This window comes from Micromonospora sp. KC213 (genome assembly GCF_004348325.1).
Taxonomy (GTDB): Bacteria; Actinomycetota; Actinomycetes; order Mycobacteriales; family Micromonosporaceae; genus Micromonospora.
In genome coordinates, this window is the sequence record NZ_SMKF01000057.1 from 1 (window position 1) to 24891 (window position 24891).

General features: G+C 71.0%; 23 protein-coding genes, 1 tRNA gene and 1 riboswitch. Of the genes, 14 read left to right on the forward strand and 10 right to left on the reverse strand.

The features are described from left to right. Together E1166_RS14125 and E1166_RS14130 are read right to left on the reverse strand one after the other, a co-directional pair. Positions 1 to 360: hypothetical protein (locus E1166_RS14125; RefSeq protein ID WP_132339133.1), on the reverse strand; the 360-nt coding region annotated here is incomplete at its 3' end. A 103-nt stretch (positions 361 to 463) separates the two neighbouring features. Continuing rightward, a complete protein-coding gene (locus tag E1166_RS14130; protein ID WP_132261630.1) occupies positions 464 to 751 on the reverse strand; it encodes a hypothetical protein in 288 nt (95 codons plus the stop codon). 627 nt (positions 752 to 1378) lie between these two features. Between E1166_RS14130 and E1166_RS14135 the strand changes: the two genes are divergently transcribed. The 3 genes from E1166_RS14135 (at position 1379) to E1166_RS14145 (ending at position 2998) form a co-directional block, all read left to right on the forward strand. After that, positions 1379 to 2260: a helix-turn-helix transcriptional regulator gene (locus E1166_RS14135; protein ID WP_132261632.1), complete on the forward strand. Its 882-nt coding sequence runs from the start codon at positions 1379 to 1381 to the stop codon at positions 2258 to 2260. Continuing rightward, a complete protein-coding gene (locus E1166_RS14140; protein ID WP_132339135.1) occupies positions 2230 to 2451 on the forward strand; it encodes a DUF397 domain-containing protein in 222 nt (73 codons plus the stop codon). Before E1166_RS14135 ends, E1166_RS14140 begins: the two co-directional genes overlap by 31 nt. Before the next feature lie 142 nt (positions 2452 to 2593). Next, positions 2594 to 2998 (forward strand): hypothetical protein, encoded by a 405-nt coding sequence (locus E1166_RS14145; RefSeq protein ID WP_132339137.1) that lies wholly within the window; start codon positions 2594 to 2596, stop codon positions 2996 to 2998. Here E1166_RS14145 and E1166_RS14150 read toward each other — a convergent pair. Continuing rightward, positions 2966 to 3583 (reverse strand): hypothetical protein, encoded by a 618-nt coding sequence (locus tag E1166_RS14150; protein WP_132339139.1) that lies wholly within the window; start codon positions 3581 to 3583, stop codon positions 2966 to 2968. The genes E1166_RS14145 and E1166_RS14150 overlap by 33 nt on opposite strands. 217 nt (positions 3584 to 3800) lie before the next feature. Here E1166_RS14150 and E1166_RS14155 point away from each other — a divergent pair, with 217 nt between their 5' ends. After that, on the forward strand, positions 3801 to 5672 hold the full coding sequence (locus E1166_RS14155) for a S8 family serine peptidase (RefSeq protein WP_132339141.1): 1872 nt from the start codon (positions 3801 to 3803) through the stop codon (positions 5670 to 5672). A gap of 63 nt (positions 5673 to 5735) precedes the next feature. Here E1166_RS14155 and E1166_RS14160 read toward each other — a convergent pair whose 3' ends face one another. The 3 genes from E1166_RS14160 to E1166_RS14170 all read right to left on the reverse strand — a co-directional run bounded on the left by E1166_RS14160 (position 5736) and on the right by E1166_RS14170 (position 7824). Then, entirely contained in the window at positions 5736 to 6542 is an 807-nt protein-coding gene (locus tag E1166_RS14160) for a WecB/TagA/CpsF family glycosyltransferase (protein WP_132339143.1), read from the reverse strand. Continuing rightward, positions 6539 to 7612: an NAD-dependent epimerase/dehydratase family protein gene (locus tag E1166_RS14165; protein WP_132339145.1), complete on the reverse strand. Its 1074-nt coding sequence runs from the start codon at positions 7610 to 7612 to the stop codon at positions 6539 to 6541. Before E1166_RS14165 ends, E1166_RS14160 begins: the two co-directional genes overlap by 4 nt. A gap of 126 nt (positions 7613 to 7738) precedes the next feature. Continuing rightward, positions 7739 to 7824: transfer RNA gene (locus E1166_RS14170), tRNA-Leu, on the reverse strand. A 223-nt stretch (positions 7825 to 8047) separates the two neighbouring features. Between E1166_RS14170 and E1166_RS14175 the strand changes: the two genes are divergently transcribed. The 7 genes from E1166_RS14175 (at position 8048) to pknB (ending at position 17029) form a co-directional block, all read left to right on the forward strand. After that, the gene (locus E1166_RS14175; protein WP_132261649.1) at positions 8048 to 8839 is read left to right on the forward strand and encodes a DUF3662 and FHA domain-containing protein; all 792 of its coding nucleotides are present in this window, start codon (positions 8048 to 8050) and stop codon (positions 8837 to 8839) included. Positions 8840 to 8845: 6 nt separating this feature from the next. Beyond that, positions 8846 to 9331: an FHA domain-containing protein gene (locus E1166_RS14180; protein WP_132261651.1), complete on the forward strand. Its 486-nt coding sequence runs from the start codon at positions 8846 to 8848 to the stop codon at positions 9329 to 9331. Further along, positions 9328 to 10779 (forward strand): PP2C family serine/threonine-protein phosphatase, encoded by a 1452-nt coding sequence (locus E1166_RS14185; RefSeq protein ID WP_132339147.1) that lies wholly within the window; start codon positions 9328 to 9330, stop codon positions 10777 to 10779. The genes E1166_RS14180 and E1166_RS14185 overlap by 4 nt, the downstream gene beginning before the upstream one ends. A gap of 140 nt (positions 10780 to 10919) precedes the next feature. Further along, entirely contained in the window at positions 10920 to 12302 is a 1383-nt protein-coding gene (locus E1166_RS14190) for an FtsW/RodA/SpoVE family cell cycle protein (protein ID WP_207914237.1), read from the forward strand. Then, entirely contained in the window at positions 12299 to 13804 is a 1506-nt protein-coding gene (locus E1166_RS14195; protein WP_132339151.1) for a penicillin-binding transpeptidase domain-containing protein, read from the forward strand. Before E1166_RS14190 ends, E1166_RS14195 begins: the two co-directional genes overlap by 4 nt. Position 13805: 1 nt before the next feature. Next, positions 13806 to 15224, forward strand: coding sequence for a serine/threonine-protein kinase (locus E1166_RS14200; RefSeq protein ID WP_132339153.1), 1419 nt, complete (start codon positions 13806 to 13808; stop codon positions 15222 to 15224). After that, positions 15221 to 17029 (forward strand): Stk1 family PASTA domain-containing Ser/Thr kinase, encoded by a 1809-nt coding sequence (gene pknB, locus E1166_RS14205; RefSeq protein ID WP_132339155.1) that lies wholly within the window; start codon positions 15221 to 15223, stop codon positions 17027 to 17029. The genes E1166_RS14200 and pknB overlap by 4 nt, the downstream gene beginning before the upstream one ends. Positions 17030 to 17189: 160 nt before the next feature. Here the strand turns inward: pknB and E1166_RS14210 are convergent, their stop codons facing one another. The 4 genes from E1166_RS14210 to E1166_RS14225 are packed head-to-tail and all read right to left on the reverse strand — an operon-like array spanning position 17190 to position 20257. Further along, positions 17190 to 17840: an aminodeoxychorismate/anthranilate synthase component II gene (locus E1166_RS14210; RefSeq protein WP_132339157.1), complete on the reverse strand. Its 651-nt coding sequence runs from the start codon at positions 17838 to 17840 to the stop codon at positions 17190 to 17192. 5 nt (positions 17841 to 17845) lie between these two features. After that, a complete protein-coding gene (locus E1166_RS14215) occupies positions 17846 to 18136 on the reverse strand; it encodes a hypothetical protein (RefSeq protein WP_132261667.1) in 291 nt (96 codons plus the stop codon). A gap of 4 nt (positions 18137 to 18140) precedes the next feature. After that, entirely contained in the window at positions 18141 to 19454 is a 1314-nt protein-coding gene (locus E1166_RS14220; RefSeq protein WP_132339159.1) for a class E sortase, read from the reverse strand. Continuing rightward, positions 19451 to 20257: a DUF881 domain-containing protein gene (locus E1166_RS14225; RefSeq protein WP_132339161.1), complete on the reverse strand. Its 807-nt coding sequence runs from the start codon at positions 20255 to 20257 to the stop codon at positions 19451 to 19453. The genes E1166_RS14220 and E1166_RS14225 overlap by 4 nt, the downstream gene beginning before the upstream one ends. Before the next feature lie 225 nt (positions 20258 to 20482). On the opposite strand from E1166_RS14225, the gene E1166_RS14230 reads away from it, so the two are divergent. The 3 genes from E1166_RS14230 to E1166_RS14240 all read left to right on the forward strand — a co-directional run bounded on the left by E1166_RS14230 (position 20483) and on the right by E1166_RS14240 (position 24598). Then, positions 20483 to 20746, forward strand: coding sequence for a cell division protein CrgA (locus tag E1166_RS14230; protein WP_132261674.1), 264 nt, complete (start codon positions 20483 to 20485; stop codon positions 20744 to 20746). Between the two features lie 226 nt (positions 20747 to 20972). Further along, positions 20973 to 23228 (forward strand): (Fe-S)-binding protein, encoded by a 2256-nt coding sequence (locus E1166_RS14235; RefSeq protein WP_132339163.1) that lies wholly within the window; start codon positions 20973 to 20975, stop codon positions 23226 to 23228. A gap of 353 nt (positions 23229 to 23581) precedes the next feature. Then, complete coding sequence (locus E1166_RS14240) at positions 23582 to 24598, forward strand: C40 family peptidase (RefSeq protein WP_243710343.1); 1017 nt, start codon at positions 23582 to 23584, stop codon at positions 24596 to 24598. 158 nt (positions 24599 to 24756) lie between these two features. Beyond that, positions 24757 to 24891: riboswitch (cyclic di-AMP (ydaO/yuaA leader) on the forward strand.

A 24891-nucleotide genomic window follows, 5' to 3' on the forward strand; every position in this document is an offset into this window, starting at 1 on the left:
GCCCGGCTCGATGCCGCTGGTTCGGGACGTACCGGCGGCCGGACCACCGACGACACCCGGTCCGGCGTCGGCTCCGGGCCGGATGCCATCGGGTGGGACATGGGCCGGGACGTCGTGGTGACCGTTGTCGGAGGCAACCGGGTCGTCCGCGATGCCGAGGCGCTCGCCGTCGGGCGGGTCCTCGACGACGGTGATCTCGGGCGCCGGGACCGGTTCGGTCAGCCGGGTCGCCGACTCGGCCGGGTACCGCACCAGCACGACGAGCGTGAGGGCGGCACCGGCCAGCGCCAACAGAGCGAAGGTGTAACCGGTACGGGATCTGTGGTTCCGCCGCGCGGCGGGCATCTCGAGCATGGCCATCCCAGGTTCAGGGTCCGGGACGCGCGGGGTGGTGACTCTCGCCGGGGTGGGCGTACCGAGTCTATGGCGACGGCACGCCTCCCGGTGGGATAACCGGCGGAGCTCAGCCCACCGCGACCGGCGCACGGTTGAGTGGCCGCCGGGGCCGTACGGTGGGTGCCGGTCGCGGCGCGGGCGCCGCCTGGAGGGTCCGCAGGCCGGCCTGCTGGACGAAGATCGACCGCCGGCTGACCGCGTCCCCCGCCGCGTTCAACTCGTAGCCGTCGAGCCAGAGCCAACCGTCGTAGGTCGGCCAGTCGAGTACCCGGATGACCCGGAACCTGATGGGCCGGATGAACTGGACACTCGCCGCGCGAGTCACGTGCAGTACGTCACCGGAGCGGGGAAGCACATGGGCTCCTGGGGAGGAATGGCCGGCGTCGGCGCGCCGACCGAATCGATCAGAGGGAGGGTTGGTGCGGGCCCATGACCGGGTGGTGCCCGGTGGGCCGGTGAAAGCTGGTGCTGGTCGGGCCGTGCTCTGCTGGTGGCGGATCGCCACCCGACCAGCACCCGGTTGCTCCCGGGCGTCGTGCCCGTCGCCGCAGCCCACGAAGGCGTACGGCGGCGGATGCCTACCCCGGGGCAGGTTCCGTGGCGATCGGCGTGGGCCGCCCGACCGTCTCGCCGCCGGTGGGTTCGCCACGGCGGGAGATCGTCCGGAAACGGTGAGTGACCCGAGCCATACGGACAGAGTGCATCAGGGCCGTGCGACATGCAAGTTGCACGTCGACTTTTGCCGATAGGTGAGCGTGGCACGTGAACAAGGCGCTTGAAGACGTCGACCCCGGAGCGGCAGACTGGACGCCGGTTTCGCCCGACGCGGCCGGTCGACGACCGGCACCACCCCCTGCCGCGAACGATCGCCCGCCATCCGGTCGCGCCCTCGGCGGGTGTCGACGCAGGCGCGAGCGACCGGAGGTAACCGGGTGAGCGCGAGGAAGCAGGGTTCCCGTCCCGCGACCCGCGGAGCTGCGCGGTGAGCGAGCGGCGCAGCCCCACGATCCGGCGACGGCGGCTGGGCGCGGAACTGCGCCGGCAGCGCGAGAGCGCCGGGATCACCATCGAGGCCGTCGCCGAGCAGCTCGAATGCTCCGCCTCGAAGATCTCCCGGATCGAGACCGGCCACACCTCCGCCACGCCCCGCGACGTGCGGGACATGCTGCGGATCTACGGCGTGGTCGGCGCGGAGAGCGACGAACTTGTACAGATCGCCCGGGAGGCCCGCCAGAAGGGGTGGTGGCACCCGTACAGCACGGTGCTGGTCGGGGCGTACGTCGGGCTGGAGGCGGCAGCCAGCTCGATCAGGGCGTACGAGCAACAGGTGGTGCCGGGCCTGCTGGAGACCGAGGAGTACGCCAGCGCGATGATCCGGGCGGCCCGCCCGGACTTCACCGCCGACCAGGTGCAACAACGGGTGCGTGTCCGTCTGGGGCGTCAGTCGTTGTTGACCCAGGACGATCCGGTCGATCTGTGGGTGGTGCTCGACGAGGCGGTGCTGAGTCGGCCGGTGGGTGGCGACGAGGTGATGCGTGGTCAACTCAGACGGCTGGTGGAGGTGGCCGAACTGCCGAACGTGACGATGCAGGTCCTGCCCTTCGAGGTGGGCGCGCATGCCGGCATGGACGGCACGTTCACCATTCTCAGCTTCCCAGAATCAGGTGATCCCGATGTCGTGTACGCGGAGAACGCCACGGGTGGGCTCTTCCTGGAGAAGAGCGACGAACTTCAGAAGTACAGCTTCATCTTCGATCACATTCGGGCAGCGGCCATTCGCCCGGAAGAATCCATAGCTCACATCGCAAAACTGGCAGAGGAGCCGCTGTGGAAATGGCGACCAAGGAGTACCCCGTGGACCTGACACAGGCGACGTGGTTCAAGAGCTCGAAGAGCGGGCCGAACTGCGACAACTGCGTCGAGGTGGCGTACGTGACGGGGGCGGTCGGGGTTCGGGACTCGAAGGACAAGACGGGCCCGGCCCTGGTCTTCGCTCCGGGCGACTGGCACGCCTTCGTCGCCGGCGCGCGGAGCGGCGCGTTCATCACACACTGACCAACGCAGCGTGGCGTTGAGACGGGCCGGCCGGGATCTCCCGGCCGGCCCGTCGCCACATCCGTCCCGTCTCGTTGAACCCCTCGTACGGCGCTGGTCGACCGCACCAGGGATCGGCAACCGAGCGAGGCAGGCGAGACGGATGACGACGATCGGTTCAGACAACCTCACCAACGGCCCCGGGAAGACCGAGCGATTCGGCGGCAAGTACCGCGGCGCGCGCCGGGACACCGTGCTGACGGAGGTCGTGTCCTCCGACCCCGAGATCGGCGGGCGGGATTCCGGCCCCGCCGCGTCCGAACCGGTCGGGCCGCTGTCGTTGCCCTCGCTCGACCCGAACCCGCTCACCGAGCCGTCGTTCCCGCCCGCCGGCTGGCCGATCGGCACCAGCGACTCGCTGGTCGACCACCCGCTGCTGCGCGGCCTGCTGTTGGAGTTGCCGCCCAGGGGCAGCGTCCCGCCACCGGGCTGGCTGGACCGCTGGTTCGAGGCGACCCGGGCGATCCTCGAACTGCTATACGTGCAGGGCTCCAGCCGGTCGCGCTGACCCCGGCGCCGTCGCCAACGTCAGGGCCGGCGGCAATGCCCGCTCGGCGAGCCGGTTGTGCCGGAGCGCGTGGCGTACCCCGATCGCGATGACCACCAGTGCGCCGACCGTGATGGCCGGGCCGGTCCTGCCCGGGCCGGCGGTGAGATCGACCCCGACGGTCGCCAGCAGCGGCGGCACCGTGGCCAGGGCCGTCACCTGCACCGGCAGAACGATCAGCGGGTGCGCCGCGGTCGCCCGCAGGCCGTACGGCGCGGGGGTGTCGGGGGCGGTTGCCAGGGCCTGCGCGCCGCGGCGCAGCCGACCAGCGCGGCGTACCGCGCAGACCGCTACCACGATCCCGGGTACGGCCGCCAACGTCACGCCCGCCGCGGCCCGGTCGGCGAGGGTGTCGCCGGTGCTCGCCAGGCCGGTCAGGAGCACCGCCGCGGTCGCGCCGAGGCCGGTCAGGGTCAGGGCGAGCAGCCATCCGGTACGCCGACGCAGCGCCCGCGCGCGATCCAGCCGGGGCAGTCCGTCCGCCACTATTCCGGCGGCCAGCCACACCACGGCGATCGGGGCCAGGACGACGAGCTGACTCTCCATACCAGACAGCCTTTCCCTTCTTCGACGTCGGCGAATCCGGGGAGGCCCCCGGTCGGACCCGGACCGGCGTCCCGTAGGGGATCCATCCCGTCGGTGTTATGGACCAATCGGCATCTGGGCGGACGCTCTTCCAGCCGCCACCCTCTAGGCATCGGCATTCATTGATCCGCCCGACCGTGGCGGGCGACCGTGGGTGACCGGTCGAAGGAGGTAGAGGATGTCTCTCGTACACAGATCCGTGTTCGTCGGGGTGGCCGCTCTGGCGATGGCCGCGGCCGCCGCACCGGCGGCGGCGGCCGAGCCGGTCGGGGCGATCCGCGCCGCGGGTGGCCCCACCGCCGTGGTGGACAGCTACATTGTCGTCCTGAAGGACAGCGCCGTCGCCCGCAGCCGGGTCGGCGACACCGCGCGGAAACTGGCCGGTCGGCACGGCGGCAGCGTCGCCCGCACCTACGCCGCTGCGCTGCGCGGCTTCGAGGTACGGATGGACGCGCGGGCCGCCGCCCGTCTCGCCGCCGACCCCAGCGTGGCGTACGTCGAGCAGAACCACACCGTCTCGATCGCTGGTACGCAGACCAACCCGCCGTCCTGGGGCCTGGACCGGATCGACCAGCGGAACCTGCCGCTGAACAGCTCGTACACGTACCCGAACACGGCGAGCAACGTGACGTCGTACATCATCGACACCGGCATCCGGACGACGCACTCGGACTTCGGCGGCCGGGCGACCTGGGGCACCAACACCGCCGACAGCAACAACACCGACTGCAACGGTCACGGCACGCACGTCGCCGGCACCGTCGGCGGCGCGGCGTACGGCGTCGCCAAGGCGACCCGGCTGGTGGCCGTCAAGGTGCTCAACTGCCAGGGCAGCGGCACCAACGCCGGGGTCATCGCCGGCATCGACTGGGTCACCGCGAACGCGGCCAAGCCCGCCGTCGCCAACATGAGCCTGGGCGGTGGGGCGAGCACGGCCACCGACAACGCGGTGATCAACTCGATCAATTCCGGCATCACGTACGCCGTCGCCGCGGGCAACGGCAACGCCGTGGGCGTCCGGCAGGACGCCTGCAACTACTCCCCGGCCCGGGCCGCGCCGGCCATCACCGTCGGCGCCACCCAGAACAACGACGCCGCCGGGAGCTTCTCCAACTTCGGCACCTGCGTGGACATCCTGGCACCGGGCGTGAACATCACGTCCTCCTGGCACACCAACGACACGGCGACGAACACGATCAGCGGCACCTCGATGGCGTCACCGCACGTCGCCGGGGGCGCGGCACTGGTGCTCTCGGCCAACCCGTCGTGGACCCCGCAGCAGGTCCGGGACTACCTGGTCAACAACGCCACCCCGAACGTGGTCACGAACGTTGGCACCGGTACCCCGAACCGGCTGCTCTACGTGGTGAACGGCGACACCCCGCCGCCGACCAACGACTTCTCGGTCTCGGTGTCGCCGACCTCCGGCTCGACCGCGCCGGGCGGTTCGGTCACCGCCACCGTGGCGACCGCCACCACCAACGGCGCCGCCCAGTCGGTGAGCCTGTCGGCCAGCGGGCTGCCCGCCGGTGCGACCGCCTCGTTCAGCCCGGCCACGGTCACCTCGGGCGGGTCGTCGACGCTCACCATCTCCACCTCGGCGAGCACGCCGGCCGGCACGTACCCGGTGACCGTGGCCGGCACCGCCGCCTCCGGCACCCGGACCGCGACGTACTCGTTGACCGTCACCGGCACCAGCACCGGCTGCACGGGCAGCAACGGCACGGACGTGGCGATCCCGGACGGCGGCTCGGCGGTCTCCAGCGCGATCGTGATCGCCGGGTGCGCCCGCAACGCGTCGGCGACCTCCGCGGTCGCGGTGGACATCGTCCACACCTACCGCGGCGACCTGGTCATCGACCTGATCGCCCCGGACGGCTCGGCGTACCGGCTGAAGAACAGCAGCATCTTCGACGGCGCCGACAACATCAACACCACGTACACCGTGAACCTGTCCGGTGAGGCGGCGGACGGCACCTGGCGCCTCCAGGTGCGTGACGTCTACTCCGGCGACACCGGCCACATCAACACCTGGACGCTGACGCTCTGACACCCGGGTACGACGAGGCCCCTTCCGCCGGTGGGCGGAGGGGGCCTCGGTATGGGTACCGGATCAGACCGCGAAGGTCGACGGGCGCTCGGTGGCCGGGGCCGGCGGCCGGGCCTTCCACAGGCCGCTCTTCTGCGCGGCGAGCCGGGCCAGGTAGGCGGGGTTGAGGATGACATACCGGCGCCAGAGCCGCTTCGGCTCCAGACCCAGCCGCCAGAACCACTCCAACCCGGCCCGCTGCATCCAGGCCGGCGGCTGCTTCAGCAGGCCGGCGTGGTAGTCGAAGGCCGCGCCGACCGCCATCAGCGGCATGTCGAGCAGCGGTCGCATGGCGTACGTGAAGACCTCCTGGCGCGGACAGCCGAGCCCGACCAGAACGAGCCGCGCGCCGCTGGCCCTGATCCGGTCGGCGATCTCGACGTCCTCACCCGGCTGGACCGCGCGGAACTTCGACGGCTCCACTCCGGCGATCTTGAGGCCGGGGAACTTCCGCTCCAGCGCCGGGATGAGCCGGGCCAGCGTCTCCTCGGTGGAGCCGTAGAGGTAGACCGGCAGGCCCTCCTCGGCGAAGCGGTTGAGGACGTGCAGGGTGAGCAGCGGGCCGTAGACCCGGTCGGTGAGCCCGGCGTGGTGCAGCAGGTTGAGCGCCCAGCGCACCGGCTGCCCGTCCGGGGTGACCACGTCGAAGGAGTTCAGCCGGGCGTTGTGCGCCGGGTCGAGCACCCCGGTCATCACCCCGTGCACGGCCAGCGCGGTCAGCGCCAGCGGCCGGCGTTCCCGGGCCGCCGCGACCACCTGCTCGGTCGCCGAGGCGTAGTCGGTGGCGTCGACAAGGACGCCGAGGACGTTCCGCTTGCCCTGTCCGCTCATGCCTGTGGCACCCACTTGTCGACGTTGGCCTCGTAGATCTCCCGCATGATCATCGGTACGTCGTAGACCTGCTTCCAGTCCGGGTAGTCGGCCTGGAACGCCTCGTTCGAGCCGATCCACCACTTGTGGTCGCCGACCCGGTTCGCCTCGACGTACTCGGTGATCATCTCGTGGCCGGTGATCTGCTCGGCCAGGATGATGGCCTCCCGCATGGAGGTGTTGGAGTGCCGGCCGCCGCCGAGGTTGTAGACCGCTGCCGAGCGGGGGGCACGGAAGAACGCCTCGAAGGCCGAGACCACGTCCGAGCTGTGGATGGCGTCCCGGACCTGCTTGCCCTGCCAGCCGTAGATCTTGTACGTGCGGCGCTCCATGTTGGCCCGCACGACGTACCCGAGGAAGCCGTGCAGCTCGGTGGCGGAGTGCGCGGGACCGGTCAGCGTGCCGCCCCGGAAGCAGGCGGTGCGCATGTCGAAGTAGCGGCCGTACTCCTGCACCATCACGTCCGCGGCGACCTTCGAGGCGCCGAAGATCGAGTGCAGGCAGGAGTCGATCGACATGTCCTCCCGGATGCCCTGCTCGTACGGGTGCCCCGGTTCGATCTCCCAGCGGGTCTCCAACTCCACGAAGGGCAGGCTGTTCGGCCGGTCGCCGTAGACCTTGTTCGTCGAGCAGTGGATCACCGGCGCCTCGACGCAGTGTTCCCGCACGTTCTGCAGGATGTTGAGGGTGCCGCCGGCGTTGACGTCGAAGTCGGTGAACGGATCGCGGACCGCCCAGTCGTGCGACGGCTGCGCGGCGGTGTGGATCACCACGGCGATGTCCCGGCCGTACCGGGCGAAGAGCGTCGCCAGCGCGTCCCGGTCGCGGATGTCGATGCTGTGGTGCGCGTACGCCGACCCCAGCTCGTCGGTCAGTCGCCGGACGTTCCACGCGGTCGACGCCTCGGCGCCGAAGAACTCCTGCCGCATGTCGTTGTCGATGCCGACCACGTCCAGGCCGAGACCGGCGAAGTGCCGGACCGCCTCGGAACCGATCAGACCGCCCGACCCGGTCACCAACGCGACACTCACACGCCACTCCTCAGTAGGAGGCTGGGAAACCACCGGAGCATAGCGTGACGTCCGGCACGCCCCGATACGTCCGCTCGGCTCCCGACACACAACAAGGGCCCCGCACTCGCGGAGCCCTTATCGATCTGGTGGGGAAGGGGGGAGTTGAACCCCCACGCCCTTTCGGGCACACGGACCTGAACCGTGCGCGTCTGCCATTCCGCCACTTCCCCGTGGCTTTGACCTCGAACACTGTAGCCGGTGCCGAGCCCGCTGTTGTGAGCGGGGCCGGAGATCGGCATGCCCTCCGTCGTGCCCCGATCGGCTACGCTCCGTGGAGCGGTCACCGTTCGCGGCGGACGAAACAGTAGCACGTCCGAGGCGCTACCGGAGAACGGGCCGCCACGAGGCCGCCGAGCGGCGCGCGAGCTGCATGCGCGCCGGACGGATACCATCATGTCCTCGGGACCCGAGGAGGAGCCGGTGAGCGTGCTGCAACGCTTCGAGAAGCGATTGGAAGGCCTGGTCGAAGGGGCCTTCGCCAAGGTCTTCAAAGGGGTGGTCCACCCCGTGGAGATCCTCAACGCCATGCAGCGGGAGGCCGAGGCGCACAAGGCCATCCTGGCTGGTGGGCGCACGTTGGTGCCGAACCGCTACGTGATCGATCTCTCGCCCTACGACCACAGCCGTCTCGCGCCGTACGCCGCCGCGCTGGCCCAGGAGTTGGCCCAGTCCCAGGCGGAGTTCATCGGCGAGCAGGCCTGGACGGTCTACGGCGACGTGATCGTCGAGATCGAGCGCGGCGAGGGGCTGGACACCGGCATGTTCCGGGTCACCGCCGAGGTCTACACCGGTGGCGAGGTGGCACCGGTCTCCGCGCCCGGCGGCTACGACGCCGGCCCGCCGGCGTACCCGTCGTACGACCAGGGCGGCGGCTACGGCCCGCCCCCCGGCCACGGCGCCGGCCGCAACATCCGCCTGGTTTCCGGCGACGGCCGCACCTACCCGCTGCAGATGGGCTCGACGGTGATCGGTCGTGGCGACCAGGCGAACCTGCGCCTGCCCGACGTCGGAATCTCCCGGCGACACGCCCGGCTGGACTTCGACGGCGGGCAGGTCGTGCTGACCGACCTCGGGTCGACCAACGGCACCATGGTCAACGGTCAGCGGGTCTCCGCGGTCGCCCTCAACCCCGGCGACATGATCCAGCTCGGCACCACCACCCTGACCTTCCGCGTGGACGGCTGACCCGCCTTGCCGGAGCTCGTGATCACCGTCGCCCGGTTCGGGTTTCTCATCCTGCTGTGGGTCTTCGTGTTCACGGTGGTCGGCGTGATCCGCCGTGACCTCTTCGCAGGAGCTCGGTCGGGCCGGCTGGTGGCTGCGCCACGGGGGGTCGGCGCCACGACACAGCAGGCGGGGAAGCCGGCGAAGGCGAAGCGGGGCCGAGCCGCGCACCAGTTGGTCGTCACCGCCGGGCAGCTCGCCGGCACCCGGATCACCCTGGGTGAGGCGCAGATCACCATCGGCCGGGCCGAGGACTCCACCCTCGTGATCACGGACGACTACGCCTCCGCCCGGCATGCCCGGTTGGTGCCCCGCGACGGCCAGTGGTTCGTCGAGGACCTCGGATCGACTAACGGCACGTACCTGGATCGCGCTAAGGTCACCGGACCGACCCCCGTCCCCCTCGGCGTGCCGATCCGTATCGGCCGCACTTCCCTCGAATTACGGCCATGACTCTGACCCTGCGCTACGCGGCCCACAGCGACCGCGGTCTGATCCGTGACGGAAACCAGGACTCCGTCTACGCCGGGCCGCGGCTTCTCGCCGTCGCCGACGGCATGGGCGGCATGGCCGCCGGTGACGTCGCCAGCAACATCGTCATCGGCGCCATGGCACCGCTCGACGAGGACGTCCCCGGGGACGCTCTCGTCGACGCGCTGCGCCAGGCCGTCGGCACCGCCAATCAGCAGCTCCGCGACACCGTGGACGCCAACCCGCAGCTGGAGGGGATGGGCACCACGCTCACCGCCACCCTCTTCTCCGGCAGCAAGCTCGGTATGGTCCACATCGGTGATTCCCGGGCCTACCTTCTGCGCAACGGCGAGTTCGCGCAGATCACCAAGGACGACACCTACGTCCAGATGCTCGTGGACGAGGGGCGGATCAGCTCCGAGGAGGCGAGCAGCCATCCCCAGCGTTCGCTGCTCACCCGCGCCCTCGACGGCCGGGACATTGACCCGGAGTACAGCGTCCGCCAGGTGCTGCCCGGCGACCGGTACCTGATCTGCAGCGACGGCCTCTCCGGTGTGGTCAGCGCGGACACCATCGCCGACACGATGCGGGAGTACGCCGACCCGCAGCAGTGCGTCGAGCGCCTGGTGCAGCTCGCGCTGCGTGGCGGTGGACCGGACAACATCACGGTGATCATCGCGGACGCCACCGACCAGGACATCGTCGAAGCTGCTCCGATCGTGGGCGGTGCCGCCTCGCGGGACCGCGGCATGGCCACCTCCGCCGACGGGTCCACCCCGGCAGCCCGCGCCTCCGCGCTCTCCGCCCCGCGCCCGCCCGTGCCCGAGGACGAGGACCCGGCGGCCAAGGACGACGAGCCGGACCGACCGCGTCGCCGGCCGTTGCGCACCCTGGCGATGCTGCTGGCGCTGCTGGTCATCCTCGGCGGTGGCGTCTTCGCCGGCTGGAGCTACACCCAACGGCAGTACTACGTCGGGGCGACCGAGGAGGGGCAGTTGGCGGTCTTCCGCGGGGTGCCCGGCCAGGTCGCCGGCCTCGACCTCTCCGAGGTGCACTCGAAGAGCCAGGCCCGGCTGGACGACCTGACCCTCGCCGCCCAGGAGCAGGTCAAGCAGGGTATCCAGGCCAAGAACGAGCCGGACGCGCAGCGCCAGCTGGCCGAGTTGACCAACGACGACCCGACCAATCCCAACCTCAAGCCGATCTGCCCGCCGAGCCCCGGCATGTTGGTCACCGCCTCCCCGGTCGCCCAGCCCACCGGCACACCGACCCCGAGGGCGTCGGCGAGCCCCGGACCGAACCGCAGCCCGGGACCGGCCGGCAGTCCCACTCCGCCGGCCACCGTCACCCCGACCACCACTCCCGACGCCTCGGCCTCCGACGCCGCCCCGCCTGCCGCGGACCCGGCCGGCTGCCGGTCGCCCGAGTGAACGTCGGCTGAGAGCCCGAGGACCGATCCGTGACCGCAGCGGCCGCACCGGCAGCCTCGCCCGCCACGACGGGCGAGCAGCCCGGCGTACGCCTGGCCCGGTCCCGGCGCAACTCGGAGCTGTCCCTGCTGCTGCTGGCCATGGTGCTGGTGGCGGCGTACGGGGCGATCGTCGAGGCGAACATGCTCGACACCGTCACCCCCGACTTCTGGATGCCGGCCGCGGTGCTGACCGTGCTCTTCCTCGGCCTGCACCTGGTGGTCCGCTTCCTCGCGCCGTTCGCCGACCCGGTGCTGCTGCCGGCGGTGGCGCTGCTCAACGGTCTCGGTGTGGGCTTCCTGCGCCGGCTCGACCTGGCCAAGGCGGCCCCGGCCGAACGGGAGACCCTGGCCATCTTCGCCGGCACCGGCGGTCGCCAGCTCGCCTGGACGCTCGCCTCGGTGGTGCTGGCCGCCGGGCTGCTCGCCCTGATCCGCGACCACCGCGCGGTCTCCCGGTACGCGTACACCCTGGGCCTGGCCGGCATCGTGCTGGTGATGATCCCGGCGGTGCTGCCCGGCCGGTTCTCCGAACAGAACGGCGCCAAGCTGTGGATCAAGTTCGGCGACAGTTTCTCGATCCAGCCCGGTGAGTTCGCGAAGCTGGCGCTGCTGGTCTTCTTCGCCTACTACCTGGTCCGCAAGCGCGAGGTGCTGTCGCTGGCCAGCCGCCGGTTCCTCGGCATCGACTTCCCCCGTGGCCGCGACCTCGGCCCCGTGGTGGTGGTCTGGCTGATCAGCCTCCTGGTGCTGGTCTTCGAGAAGGACCTGGGCACCTCGCTGCTGTACTTCGGCATGTTCGTGGTGACCCTGTACATCGCCACCGAACGGGTCAGTTGGTTGCTGATCGGTCTGGTCCTCTTCTTCGGCGGGGCCTACCTCGCCTACGTGCTCGGCAGCACGATCGGTGGACCGTTCGCGAACTTCTACGACCGGGCCGAGATCTGGCTGGACCCGTTCGCCGAGCCGCACGACCGGGGCTACCAGCTCGTGCAGGGGCTGCTCGCGCTCGGTACCGGGGGCCTGTTCGGCGCCGGGCCGGGCGACGGCCAGCCCGGCCTGCTGCCCGAGGTGTCGAACGACTTCATCTTCGCGGGCATCGGCGAGGAGATCGGGCTCTTCGGCCTCTCCGCGCTACTGGTGATCTACCTGCTGATCGTCGAGCGGGGGCTGCGGGCGGCCCTGGCGGTCCGGGACTCGTTCGGCAAGCTGCTGGCCGGTGGCCTGGCGTTCACCCTCGGGCTCCAGGTCTTCGTGATCGTCGGCGGGATCAGCAAGCTCATCCCGCTGACCGGGCAGACCACGCCGTTCCTCTCCGCCGGTGGCTCGTCGCTGATGGCGAACTGGCTGCTCATCGCCGTACTGCTCCGGGTCTCCGACGCCGCGCGCCGCCCGGTGACGCAGGCCCGAGGCCCCGCGGCCCGCCCCGGCGGCGGCCCGCCGGAGCAGCTGCACGGCGCCCCCACGGAGGTGATCCGCCCGTGAACGCGCCCCTGCGCCGCGTCGGCGTCGTCGTCATGGTCCTGTTCGGCCTGCTCTTCGCGAACCTCAACTGGATCCAGGCATACAAGGCCGACGAGTACCGCAACAGCGACTACAACGGTCGGGTCCAGGTGGCCGAGTACGAGCGCCGACGCGGCAACATCGAGGCCGGCGGCACCGCCTTCGCCACCAGCAAGGAGACCGACGGCAAGCTGAAGTACCAGCGCACCTACCCCGGCGGGGCGAAGTACGCGCACGTGCTCGGCTACAAGCCGGTCAACCTCGCCGACACCGGCATCGAGCGGACGGAGAACGACTTCCTCGCCGGCACCAGCGACGCGCTGATCGCCAGCCGGATCAAGGACATGCTCACCGGGGACGAGACCGGTGGCGGCAATGTGCTGCTGACCCTCTCCAAGCGCGCCCAGGACACCGCGTACGACCAGCTGCGCAACAACCGCAACGGGGTGAAGAAGGGCGCGGCGATCGCCATCGACCCGCGGACCGGCGCGGTGCAGGCGCTGGTCTCGATGCCCAGCTTCGACCCGAACCCGCTGGCGAGCCACGACACCGGGGCGGCCAGTGCCGCGTACAACAAGCTGGAGGCCGACCCGGATCGGCCGCTGACGAACCGGGCGCTGGCGGAGACCCTGCCGCCCGGCTCCACCTTCAAGATCGTGGTGGCGGCGGCGGCCCTGGAGAACGGGGTCACCAAGGAGACCCAGATCCCGGCCGGCGCGAGCTGGACGCCACCGACCTCCGGCACTCCGATCCGCAACGCCGCCGCGTCGATCTGCCCCGAATCCCAGGTCACCCTGATGGATGCGGTCACCGAGTCGTGCAACACCGGGTTCGCGCAGCTCGGCGTCCGGCTCGGCGCCGACAAGCTCAAGGAGAAGGCCCGCCAGTTCGGCTTCGAGCAGGACGACCTCACCGTCGGCCAACTCAACGCTGACGGATCGTCCGTGGCGCCCAGCCGGACGGGTGCCATGCAGGCGCCGGGCGGGGAGACCGACCCGGCGGCGCTGGCCCAGTCCTCGATCGGGCAGCGGGACGTCAAGATGACCCCGTTGCAGGGCGCGCTGATCGCCGCAGCCGTCGCCAACGACGGCAAGCAGATGCGGCCGTACCTGGTCAAGCAGCTCCTCGGCCCGGACCGCACCAGCAACTACTACAACGCCGACCCCCGCGAGCTGCGCCGGCCGGTCAGCAGCCAGGTCGCGTCGGACCTGCGGGACATGATGGTCTCCGTGGTGGAGAACGGCACCGGCCGGAGCGCGAACTTCGACGGCTACACCGTCGGCGGCAAGACCGGCACCGCCCAGTCGGGCCCGGACACCCGCGACCACGGCTGGTTCATCGGGTTCGCCCTCGACCGCAACGGCACCCCGGTCTCCGCGGTCTGCGTGCTGCTGGAAGAGGCGGGCAGCGGTGGCAGCGCCGAGGCCGCCCGGATCGCCGGCCGGATCATGCAGGCGGCCGTCGTCGACTCCGGGAGCCGCTGACATGCTCTCTCCCGGTGTGCAGCTCGGCAACCGATACCGTCTCGACGAGCGGATCGCCAGCGGTGGCATGGGTGACGTCTGGCGCGGCACCGACCAGGTGCTCGGCCGCACGGTGGCGGTGAAGAGCCTGCTCCCGGCGTTGCTGGACGAGCCGGGCTTCGCCGAGCGGTTCCGTGGCGAGGCGCGGACCATGGCCACCATCAACCACCCCGGCGTGGTCGACGTCTACGACTTCGGCAACGACCAGCAGATCGCCTTCCTGGTGATGGAGTACGTCGAGGGCGACCCCCTCTCGGCGACGCTGAGCCGGCACGGTCGGCTCACCCCGGCACGGACCATGGCCCTGGTGGCCCAGGCCGCCGAAGCTCTGCACGCGGCCCACGAGAAGGGCATCGTGCACCGTGACGTGAAGCCGGGCAACCTGCTCGTCCGGCCGAACGGGACGCTGGTGCTGACCGACTTCGGCATCGCCCGCTCCGACCTCGTCGGCCAGCTCACCGCCGCCGGCTCGGTGCTCGGCACCGCGTCGTACATCTCGCCGGAGCAGGCCACCGGCGCGGTGGCCACTCCCGCCTCCGACGTGTACGCCCTCGGCGTCGTCGCGTACCAGTGTCTGGCCGGCCGCCGTCCCTTCGAGGGGGACAACCCCCTGGAGATCGCCATGCAGCACGTCCGGGACGCTCCTCGGCCGCTGCCCGGCGACATTCCACCCCAGGTGAAGGCAATCGTCGAGCGGGCGATGGCCAAGGACCCGGCGCACCGCTGGCCGAGCGCCGCCGCGCTGGCCTCGGTGGCCCGGCAGGCGAAGGCCGCGCTCTCCCAGCAGGCCCGCAACGGCGGGGCCGTCCGCCCGATCTCGGCCGCGCCGTCCTCGCCCGCCGGCCCGGCCGCGCGGGCACAGGTCTCCGCCGTGCCGGCCTCGCCGGCCGCCCCGGTGGCCCGGGCCCAGGTTTCGCCCGCCTCCCGCCAGCATCAGCAGCCCCGCCCAGCGGCAGCCGGACAGGCCCGCCCGATGGCCACCGCACGGCAGCCGCAGCCGCCTGCGGTGGCGCAGCGCCCGGCCGCGTCGCCGATGGCTCCGCGTGGCGCCGCGGCGGTGCCGCCGGCCGCCACCCGGCCCGACCGTCCCGTCGGGTACGCCCGGCAGCCGGTCCGGACCTCCGTACCGGTGCGTCGTTCCAGGTCGGGCGCGGTGACCATCGCCATCCTGCTGGCCGTACTGGTTCTGGTCTGCTCCGGCGTGATTACCTACAGGGCGCGGGTGAGCGGCTACAGTGCGCCCGTCCCGTCCAGCGTGACGGCCGGCGCGCTGAGCGCCGACGGACGCGACGATCCGGCCCGGACGTCGTACCGTCGAATGGTGTGGCTCCGACCGGGTGGCGGCGAGACGACGACGAGCGAAGGACGACGAACGCGATGACAGCCCAGGCCCGCCTGCTCGGTGGCAGGTACCAGGTCGGCGAGCTGCTCGGCTACGGCGGCATGGCGGAGGTGCATCGCGGACGTGACCTCCGGCTGGGCCGGGACGTCGCGATCAAGATGCTCCGGGCCGACCTGGCACGGGACGCCACCTTCCAGATGCGCTTCCGCCGGGAGGCGCAGAACGCCGCCTCGCTGAACCACCCGGCGATCGTCGCCGTCTACGACACCGGCGAGGAGACCGCGCCGACCGGCGAGACCCTGCCGTTCATCGTCATGGAGTTCGTCAACGGCCGGACGTTGAAGGAGGTCCTCGGCGTCGAGGGGCGGCTCCAGCCGCGCCGGGCGCTGGAGATCTGCGCCGACATGTGCGCGGCGCTGGAGTTCAGCCACCGGCACGGCATCATCCACCGGGACATCAAGCCGGGCAACGTGATGCTCACCCAGACCGGCCAGGTCAAGGTGATGGACTTCGGCATCGCCCGGGCCTTGGCCAGCGGCGCCACCACGATGACCCAGACCAGCGCGGTCATCGGCACCGCCCAGTACCTCTCCCCGGAGCAGGCGCGCGGTGAGGCCGTCGACGCCCGCTCCGACGTGTACGCCGCCGGTTGTGTGCTCTTCGAGCTGCTCTGCGGGCATCCGCCGTTCGTCGGCGACAGCCCGGTCAGCGTCGCGTACCAGCACGTGCGGGAGGCCCCGCCGACGCCGAGCGACATCAACCCGGACGTCAACCCGGCGGTCGACGCGATCGTGCTGAAGGCCCTGTCGAAGAACCCGCTGAACCGCTACCAGAGCGCCGGTGAGATGCGCGCCGACCTGCTCCGGGCCGCCGCCGGCCGCCCGGTGCTGGCCACCCCGGTCATGCCGCAGGACGAGACGGCGCAGATGGCGCCCTCCGGCGCCGGGTACCCGACCCAGGTGGTCGGTGCCCCACCCACCCGGCAGGTGCCGGCCCGGGTCGGTGACCCGCAGCGCCGCCGCCGCTCCTCGTGGGCGATCGCGGCGTTCGCCGCGCTCGGTGTGCTGGCGGTGATCGCGCTGGTGGCGGCCCTGCTGTTGCAGAAGCGCGATCCGGAGCGGGTGCAGGTGCCGGACCTCGCCGGCCAGGACCGGGCCGCCGCCTTCGCGCAGATCCAGAGCGCCGGCCTGGTGCCGGTGGCCGGCGAGCAGGTCTTCAACTCCACCTGCAAGAAGGGCACCGTCGCCGACCAGAACCCGAAGCCGGGCGGCGCGGTCGAGCCGAACAGCCAGGTGACGGTCAACATCTGTGGCGGCAAACCCGAGGTGACCATTCCCGAGGGGTTGGAGGGCAGCAAGCTGGACAGCGCCCAGTCCCGGCTTGAGGGATTGAAGTTGCCCGTCAAGGTCGACGAAGTGGACAGCCCTGAACCCGAGGGCATCGTCCTCAAGGTCTCCCCCAAGGAGGGGCAGCAGGTGCAGGAGGGCACCACGGTCACCCTGACGGTCTCCAGGGGCAACGTGCGCGAGGTGCCGAACGTCGTCGGCCTCAGCCAGGAGGAGGCGACCCGAACGTTGCAGAACGCCGGCTTCAGGGTGGATCCCGAACTCGGCGACCCGGTGCCGGCGGCCGAGGCCGGGAAGGTGCTGAGCCAGGATCCGAAGGGTGGCAGCAAGCGCACCCGGAACAGCACGATCAAGATCGTGGTCAGCGTTCCTGAGGCCCCGGATCCCACGCAGTCGCCGAGCCCGACGCCGAGCGCGTCGACCCCGAGTCCGGGCAACGGCGGTGGCGGGGGCCTGATCTTCCCGACCGACCCCGCGGGCCGCCGCACCGACGACTGACCGCTCGTGGTGACGCCGCGGAGCCCGGTCCGTTCGGACCGGGCTCCGCGAGATGTCGGGGTATCCGAACGGCTGGATGTCCCCACATGCCGCAACCAAAGTCCGTCACCGCGTTCGCCGGGTGTGACGGACCGACCGGGTCGGGACGGGGCGGCTGGCGTCAGCTGACGGCGAACGCGGCCCGCCGGCGGGCGTCCACCTCGGCGGCGAGTTCCGGGGCGCGTTCCAGCGCCTCGGAATGACCGCACGCGGCCAGCCAGTTCGCCAGCATCAGGTGGCCGCCCTCGGTGAGCACCGACTCCGGGTGGAACTGCACACCCTCGATCGGCAGCGTCCGGTGCCGCATCGCCATCACCACGCCGGAACCCGTCCAGCCGGTGACCTCCAGCTCGTCGGGAAGCGTCTCGGGAAGCACGGCGAGCGAGTGGTAGCGGGTCGCGGTGAACGGGTCGGGCAGGCCGGCGAGCACCCCGACGTCGTGGTGGCGGACCTCCGAGGTCTTGCCGTGCAGCAGCTCGGGGGCACGCGCCACGGTCGCCCCGAACGCCTCCCCGATCGCCTGGTGACCCAGGCAGACACCGAAGATCGGCAGCTCACCGGCGTACCGCCGGATCACGTCCAGGCAGATGCCGGCCCGGTCCGGACTGCCCGGGCCGGGGGAGAGCAGGATGCCGGCCGCGTCGAGGCGGCCGACGTCGGCCACGTCGATCTCGTCGTTGCGCCGGACCTCGCAGTCGACCCCGAGCTGACCGAGGTACTGCACCAGGTTGAACACGAACGAGTCGTAGTTGTCGATGACCAGGACACGCATGGGGCTCACTCGTTCGGAGAGGGGGGTGGGGTGTTGTTCCGTTCCGTGTCGTACGGCAGGTCGTGCCCGTCACCGGGGTTCTCCACCCCGGCCGGCCCGGAACCGTCGCCGTCACCGCCGGGCACGCCCTGGTCGTTCTGGGTCACCTGGACGTCGTCGAAGGGCGTGACCAGCGGCTCCGCCCAGGGAAACACCACGTACCAGAGCAGGGCGACCGCAGCGGCGGCGATCAGCAGCGAGCCGGTGAGCTTGCCGGCCAGACCGAAGGGCAGCTTGCGCCAGATCCAGGCGTACATGCCGTCAGCCCCCCAGCACCTTCGGCCGGCCCTCGGACTTGGCCAAGGTCTCCGCCAGCTCGGCGTGCACGATGAGCCGCTGGTAGTTGTCGAACTTCGGGTTGCAGGTGGTCAGGGTGAGCAGCCGCTTCGGTTTCCCCCCGTTGAGCGGCAACGGCTGCGGGGACACCACCTCGACCTGGTCGGGCCGGACGATGCGGCTCTTGACCACCTTGTAGACGTACCAGCTGTTCTTGGTCTCGACCACGATGTCGTCGCCGTCGACCAGCTCGTCCAGCCGCCAGAAGGTGGCGCGGTTGCGGTGCCCGGCGACCGAGAAGTTGCCCACCTCACCCGGCATGGCGCTTTTCGGGTAGTGGCCGGGGGCGAACCGGATGTCCTTCTGGCTGACCCCCTCCACCACCACCCAGTTCTTGTCCAGCTTCGGGATGTAGAGCCCGGCCAGCGGTTTGCCGTCGACCGGCGGCTTCGGCTTGGGCGTCGGCCCGCCGGTCGGGGCCACCGTCGGATCCCCGCTCGGCCCCCACGCCTGGGCGAGTTGGCTGCTCAGGTCACCCTGGTGAGCGTCGACGATGGCCGACTTCCCCCAGATCTCGTACCCGGCGAAGAGGAGTACGACCAGGCCGAACGTGATCAGCAGCTCGCCGCTGATCCTGACTCCGGTGCGCAGGCGGGAGGCGAAGGTGGGGCGGGTCAGCTCCGAGTAGACGCTGCGGTAGCCCTCGCCGGTCTGCTCGGGGCGGAGCTGCACCACCCGCTCGCCCCGACGCGGCTGGACCGGCTCGGTGGCGGTGTCGCCAGGGGTGGTGCCGTCGCGCGGGGGGACCGGGGGGACCGCGCCCATCAGTGCCGTCGAATCCAGCGGTGGGCGGCCGGTCACCGCCGGCAGGACGGTGGTGGCCGCCGGATCGGGACGGTCGTCGGCCGGGAACGGCAGGCCCGGACGTCGGTCGCCGGGGCCGGCGGTGGGCCGCTGGGGCGTACGGTCGCCGAGTCGGGGAAGGAACGCGGTCGGCGCGTCCGTGGCGGACCGCGGGCGTGCCTCGGGTGACGGTTGCGGTGCGGCTGGTCGCACCCCCGGCCAGGCGGGCGGCGCCGGACGGGCCGGGGCGAGGCCCGGCTGGGTCGGCGCGAGGCCCGGGTGGGTCGGCGCGTCGGTGGAGGCCGGGGAGCGGGTCGGCAGCGCCGGGTCGGGCCACGGGCCGGCGGAGCCGGGACGGGCCGGAGCCGAGGACTGTGAGGTGTCGACCGTCGGGATGAACGCCGTCGCGTCGTCGCTTTGGTCGCGCTGACGCGCGTCCCGCCCGTCGGAGGTCATCGGGGCACCGTCGCGGACCGCAGAGCGGTCGAGTCCTCGAATGCGGGTACGGTGACCGTGGAGACCGTCTCGGTGTAACCGAGCTGCCAGTGGTCGGCCTCCTGCTTGAACACCTGGACCCCCTGCGAGTCGGCGAGAGCCCGTTGGAGGGCGGCGGGATCACCGATTGCTACGATCTTGAACGGTGGGGAGTACACCCGGCCGTGCAGCAGCAGGGTGTTACCTACGCAGCGTACCGCGCTGGTGGAGAGCACGCGGACGTTCATGATTGACATCGCCTCCGCACCGCCGGCCCACAGCGCGTTGACGACCGCCTGGACGTCGCCCTGGTGGACGACCAGGTCATCGTTGGTGGCACCTTTGGGCAGACTGCCGTCGGGGCGGCCCGGCGCGTCGTTGAGTTCGACGGTCACGCCGGGGCCGGTGAGGGCGGTGAAACCGGCGGCCTGCTCGGAGGCCCGAGCCCGGGCCCGTTCGGCGGAGATCGGGCCGTCGGTGTCGCCCAGGGCGGCGGTCTGCTCCTCCACCTCGGCGCGGAGTCGGGCGGCGCGCAGCTCGCTGGAATCGACCCGTTCGCGGCGGTCCTCGATGAGCTGGGTGAGCTGTGGACGCCGGTCCTCCCGCAGGGTGGTGCCGTCGGCGGTGGTGGCGCTGGTGGTGAAGAGCAGCCCGGCCGCGGCGGCGATCAACGGCACCCCGATCGACCAGCCGGGTCGCCGCTGACGCGGACGCCGTGGCAGGAACACGGCGGCGGCCCGCCGCATGGCCTTCTGCCAGGACGCCGCGCCAGATGTGTACTCCACCGAGCGTTCCCTCCGAGTCTGGTTCGTGCCCGCCACGGCGCGGATCGGCGTGTTCGCCGGAGCAATCCTGTTCTTTTCGGTCACTCCGCGCACTGGTCCGGCCCCATTCGTGGATCGGACGGCCGGTCCGGACTACGCTAGCTGTCGAACATTATTGGCCATGGACCGTCGCCCCCGCGCCCGGTTGTCAGGCCGGACGAGGTCGTCACCCCTCTGGAGAGCGTCGTGCCCAAGTCTCAGGTCCGCAAGAAGAAGGTGTACACCCCGCCGACGGACGTGCGTCCGACGGCGACGGCCGCGACGCGCAAGCCCAGCCCGGTGTGGCTGCCGGTCACGGCGGTCGCGTTGATCGCGGCCGGCATCGCGTGGCTGGTGGTCTACTACCTTTCCGAGCAGGCGTACCCGGTCGCCTCCTGGGGGTACTGGAACCTGGCGGTCGGCTTCGGCGGGATGGTCGCCTCGCTGATCCTGCTCTCCCGCTGGCGCTGACTTTCGGCGCCGCGCTGATCGCCGCCCAACACGACCGAGGCTCCCTGGTCCGACCCCGTCCTGCGCCGGCGCGCCGAGCACCCTAGGGTGTGCGCAGGGCGGCGTGGCCAGGTGCGAGAAGTCTCACGTTACTGCCGGGTAACCTTGCGCGTAGGCTGCACTGCATGACCGAGCGGCCCCGGTTGCCGTAGCCGCTCGACAGGCAGCAGACCGGGAGGCCAACTCGATGGGCAGCGTCCAGATCGTCACCACGATCCTCGCGGCCGCCATCACCGCCGTGGCGGTGTGGCTTGCGGTGCGCGCGGTCATGAAGATGCTGGCAGTCATCCGGCAGGGGCAGCCCGCGCCGGAGCGGTTCACCGACAGGGGTGCCCGTACCAAGGCCATGCTGGTCGAGACCGTCGGTCACACCCGCATGCTCAAGTGGAGTGTGGTGGGCGCCGCGCACTGGTTCGTGATGGTCGGCTTCATCGTGCTGTCGCTGCTGGTGTTGGAGGCGTACTTCGAGGTCGTCTCGCCGACCGGCGGCCTGCCGCTGATCGGTGGCCTGACGATCTACGGCCTGGCCACCGAACTGATCGCGATCCTCGGCACGGTCGGCATCCTGGTGCTGATCGCGATCCGGGTCCGCAACCGGCCCACCCGGCCCGGTGGGCGCTCCCGGTTCACCGGCTCGACCATGTGGCAGGGCTACTTCGTCGAGGGTGTCGTGCTCTCGGTGCTGATCATGGGCTTCGTGATCCGGGGCTTCAAGGTCGCCACCGACCACTTCGGGTACCCGGTCTGGGCCACCCCGGTCAGCCACGCGGTCGGCGCGCTGCTGCCGGCCTCGCCGGCCGGCGTGAGCATCGCCGCCCTCGTCAAGATCGCCATCTCGATGACCTGGCTCATCGTGATCGCGTTGAACGTCACCATGGGTGTCGCCTGGCACCGTTTCCTGGCCTTCCCCAACATCTTCTTCAAGCGTGACCCGCGGAAGCGGGCCGGCTCCGGTCTCGGCGCGCTGCGGCCGATGACGAGCCAGGGCAAGCCACTGGACTTCGAGGAGGCCGACCCGGAGTCCGACCAGTTCGGTGTCGCCCAGGTCGAGCAGTTCACCTGGAAGGGGCTGCTCGACTTCAGCACCTGCACCGAGTGCGGTCGCTGCCAGTCGCAGTGCCCGGCCTGGAACACCGGTAAGCCGTTGTCGCCGAAGCTGCTCGTGCTCAGCCTCCGCGACCACGCGTACGCCAAGGCGCCGTACCTGCTGGCCGGCGGCGGCAAGGACGTCACCGGCGAGGAGAAGGCCACCGCCGCCCAGCTCGCCCACGTGGACGTGCTGGCCCTCGCCGAGGCCGACAAGCCGCTCATCGGCACCGCCGAGGAAGGCGGCGTCATCGACCCGGACGTGCTGTGGTCGTGTACCACCTGCGGTGCCTGCGTCGAGCAGTGCCCGGTCGACATCGAGCACGTCGACCACATCGTCGACATGCGCCGATACCAGGTGCTGATCGAGTCGAGCTTCCCGTCCGAGGCCGGCGTGATGCTCCGCAACCTGGAGAACAAGGGCAACCCGTGGGGTGCCCCGCAGAACACCCGCGAGGACTGGACCAAGGGCCTCGACTTCGAGGTGCCGAGGGTCGGCGAGGTCGACGACTTCGAGTACCTGTTCTGGGTCGGCTGCGCCGGCGCGTTCGAGGACCGGGCCAAGAAGACCACCCGGGCGGTCGCCACGCTGCTCAACGAGGCCGGCGTCTCCTTCGCCATCCTCGGCGAGGGCGAGACCTGCTCCGGCGACCCGGCCCGCCGGATCGGCAACGAGTTCGTCTTCCAGATGCTCGCCCAACAGAACGTCGAGACCCTGAACGAGGCGTTCGAGGGCCGGGAGAAGGCCAAGCGCAAGATCGTGGCCACCTGCCCGCACTGCTTCAACACCCTCGGCAACGAGTACGGGCAGCTCGGCGGCGAGTTCGAGGTGGTACACCACACCCAGCTCCTGGCCCACCTGGTCGCCACCGGCAAGCTCACCCCGGTCCAGCCGGTCGACGGTGGAGTCACCTACCACGACCCCTGCTACCTGGGCCGGCACAACCGGGTCTTCGCGCCGCCGCGCGAGGTGCTCGGCAGTGCCATCGGCGGCGGATCCGGAGACGGTCGGGGCGGCGCAGCCGTCGATTCCGGTGCAGGTCGCGACAGCGGCCTGATCGAGATGCCGCGTAACAGCGAGCGCTCCTTCTGCTGCGGCGCCGGCGGCGCCCGGATGTGGATGGAGGAGCGGATCGGCAAGCGGATCAACGTGGACCGGGTCGAGGAGGCCATGTCCACCGGCGCGAAGACGGTTGCCGTCGGCTGCCCGTTCTGCTCGACCATGCTCAACGACGGGGTCAACGGCAAGGGCGCAGGTGAGCAGGTGGAGGTCGTCGACGTGGCCAGCGTGCTGCTGCGCTCGGTCAAGCCCGACACCACGGCGGCGGGCCAGCAGGCCGAGCCGGTCGCGGGCTGAGGTCGTACCGCAAGGCACCGTGACCACCGCGGCGTCGGCACCCCCGGGGATGCCGACGCCGCGCTCGTGTCGGCCGGTTCGCGGCCTGCTGCCGCGCTGCGGCGGGGCACGGCGACCCCTGGTGAGCGGCGGTTTACCGACCCCTGACGTGGCAACAGCACCAATGCATTGACAGGCGTAGTTGAAAAATGGTCGAACTACCGATTGTGTGCGGATGATTGCGTAGCCGTGAAATAGCCGAAGCCGCCTTGATTCCGCTGCGCGTTTTCCCTAATGTTGCACCGGCCGCTGTGGGTCGTCTGCCTCCGTCTTCCCCTCCGTGAGGCGCCCGGCGGTCGGTTGCAAAGGAGTCTGTGCCGGTGGCAACCATGCCCCTCCATCGTGCCGCCCAGGGTCAGTCGCCCCCTCGTCGGGCCGGTCTGCGCCGCGCTGCCCGCCGCCTGATCACCGTGGTCGCCGCCGTGGTCGTCGGCGCGGGGATGCTGGTCGCGCCGGCGCACGCTGCACCCACCCCCGAGGAGATCGAGGCGGCGATCGACAAGCAGTGGGAGCAGCTCGAACCGACCATCGAGCAGTACAACAAGGTCCGGGCGCAGCTCAAGAAGGACCGCAAGAAGGCGGAGGAACTCCAGAAGAAGATCGAGCCGCTCGCCCTGCAGACGGAGTTGGCTCTCAACCGGGTCGGCGACATGGCCTCCCGCTACTACATGACCGGCCCCTCCCAGGAAATCGGCGCCCTGCTGGTCAACGTGAAGCCGGGCACCCTCACCGAGCAGCTCACCTATCTGGACCGGCTCGCCGCGCAGGAGCGCAAGGAACTCCAGGTCGTCATCGACGCGCGGGCGAAGTTCGACGCCGAGAAGCAGAAGCTCGACGCGCTGATCGCCCAGGAGGTCGAGCAGGAACGCGAGCTGGCCACCAAGAAGAACCAGATCAACGCGGAGATCAAACGGCTGCAGGCGTCGATGCCGAAGACCACCGTGAAGGTCTCCGGCTGCCCGACCATCAACGGGGTGGTGAGCAGTGCCGCGCGGACCGCGATCCGGGTGGCCTGCCAGCAGGTGGGTGACCCGTACGTCTGGGGCGCCACCGGCCCGAACGCGTTCGACTGCTCCGGCCTCACCCAGTTCGCCTACAAGGCCGCCGGTATCTCCCTGACCCACTTCACCGGCGCCCAGTGGAACGAGGGCAAGGCCATCCCGCGCTCCGAGGCCCGCCCCGGTGATCTGGTGTTCTTCTTCAGCGACCTGCACCACGTCGGCCTCTATCTGGGCGGCGACCTGATGGTGCACGCGCCACGGGCCGGCAAGCCGGTCCAGGTGGCCAACATCAACCACATGCCGGTGGCCGGATTCCGCAGACCCGGCTGACCCGCTCCCCGTACCGTCGCGAACCCCCGGTCGACTCCGGCCGGGGGTTCGCCGTGTTCGGCTCCGGCGTGTCCGATCACGGATGGTTGCTATCTGGTTACGGGCATCTACTCTGATGAACCGTCGGTCGCCGGAAGCTCCGTCCACCCGGGCGGCGACGGCCGGCACCGCCGAATCGCCCACGGGCGAGCCGGGGGCCAGGTGGTCGGGGTGAATCCGCAGCCACTGCGGTGGGGCGTGCCCTTCCCGCCCGAACCCGTCAGCTAACCCGGTAGGCGGTCGCGGAAGAAGGA

Excerpts from the sequence above, each read along its gene's own strand:
- E1166_RS14160 (WP_132339143.1), bottom strand. The coding sequence starts at position 6,542 with ATGAGCGGACAGGGCAAGCGGAACGTCCTCGGCGTCCTTGTCGACGCC.
- E1166_RS14185 (WP_132339147.1), top strand. The coding sequence starts at position 9,328 with ATGACTCTGACCCTGCGCTACGCGGCCCACAGCGACCGCGGTCTGATC.
- E1166_RS14200 (WP_132339153.1), top strand. The coding sequence starts at position 13,806 with ATGCTCTCTCCCGGTGTGCAGCTCGGCAACCGATACCGTCTCGACGAG.
- E1166_RS14175 (WP_132261649.1), top strand. The coding sequence starts at position 8,048 with ATGTCCTCGGGACCCGAGGAGGAGCCGGTGAGCGTGCTGCAACGCTTC.
- E1166_RS14145 (WP_132339137.1), top strand. The coding sequence starts at position 2,594 with ATGACGACGATCGGTTCAGACAACCTCACCAACGGCCCCGGGAAGACC.
- E1166_RS14235 (WP_132339163.1), top strand. The coding sequence starts at position 20,973 with ATGGGCAGCGTCCAGATCGTCACCACGATCCTCGCGGCCGCCATCACC.
- E1166_RS14220 (WP_132339159.1), bottom strand. The coding sequence starts at position 19,454 with ATGACCTCCGACGGGCGGGACGCGCGTCAGCGCGACCAAAGCGACGAC.
- pknB (WP_132339155.1), top strand. The coding sequence starts at position 15,221 with ATGACAGCCCAGGCCCGCCTGCTCGGTGGCAGGTACCAGGTCGGCGAG.
- E1166_RS14190 (WP_207914237.1), top strand. The coding sequence starts at position 10,920 with ATGGTGCTGGTGGCGGCGTACGGGGCGATCGTCGAGGCGAACATGCTC.
- E1166_RS14155 (WP_132339141.1), top strand. The coding sequence starts at position 3,801 with ATGTCTCTCGTACACAGATCCGTGTTCGTCGGGGTGGCCGCTCTGGCG.
- E1166_RS14150 (WP_132339139.1), bottom strand. The coding sequence starts at position 3,583 with ATGGAGAGTCAGCTCGTCGTCCTGGCCCCGATCGCCGTGGTGTGGCTG.
- E1166_RS14210 (WP_132339157.1), bottom strand. The coding sequence starts at position 17,840 with ATGCGTGTCCTGGTCATCGACAACTACGACTCGTTCGTGTTCAACCTG.
- E1166_RS14215 (WP_132261667.1), bottom strand. The coding sequence starts at position 18,136 with ATGTACGCCTGGATCTGGCGCAAGCTGCCCTTCGGTCTGGCCGGCAAG.
- E1166_RS14140 (WP_132339135.1), top strand. The coding sequence starts at position 2,230 with ATGGCGACCAAGGAGTACCCCGTGGACCTGACACAGGCGACGTGGTTC.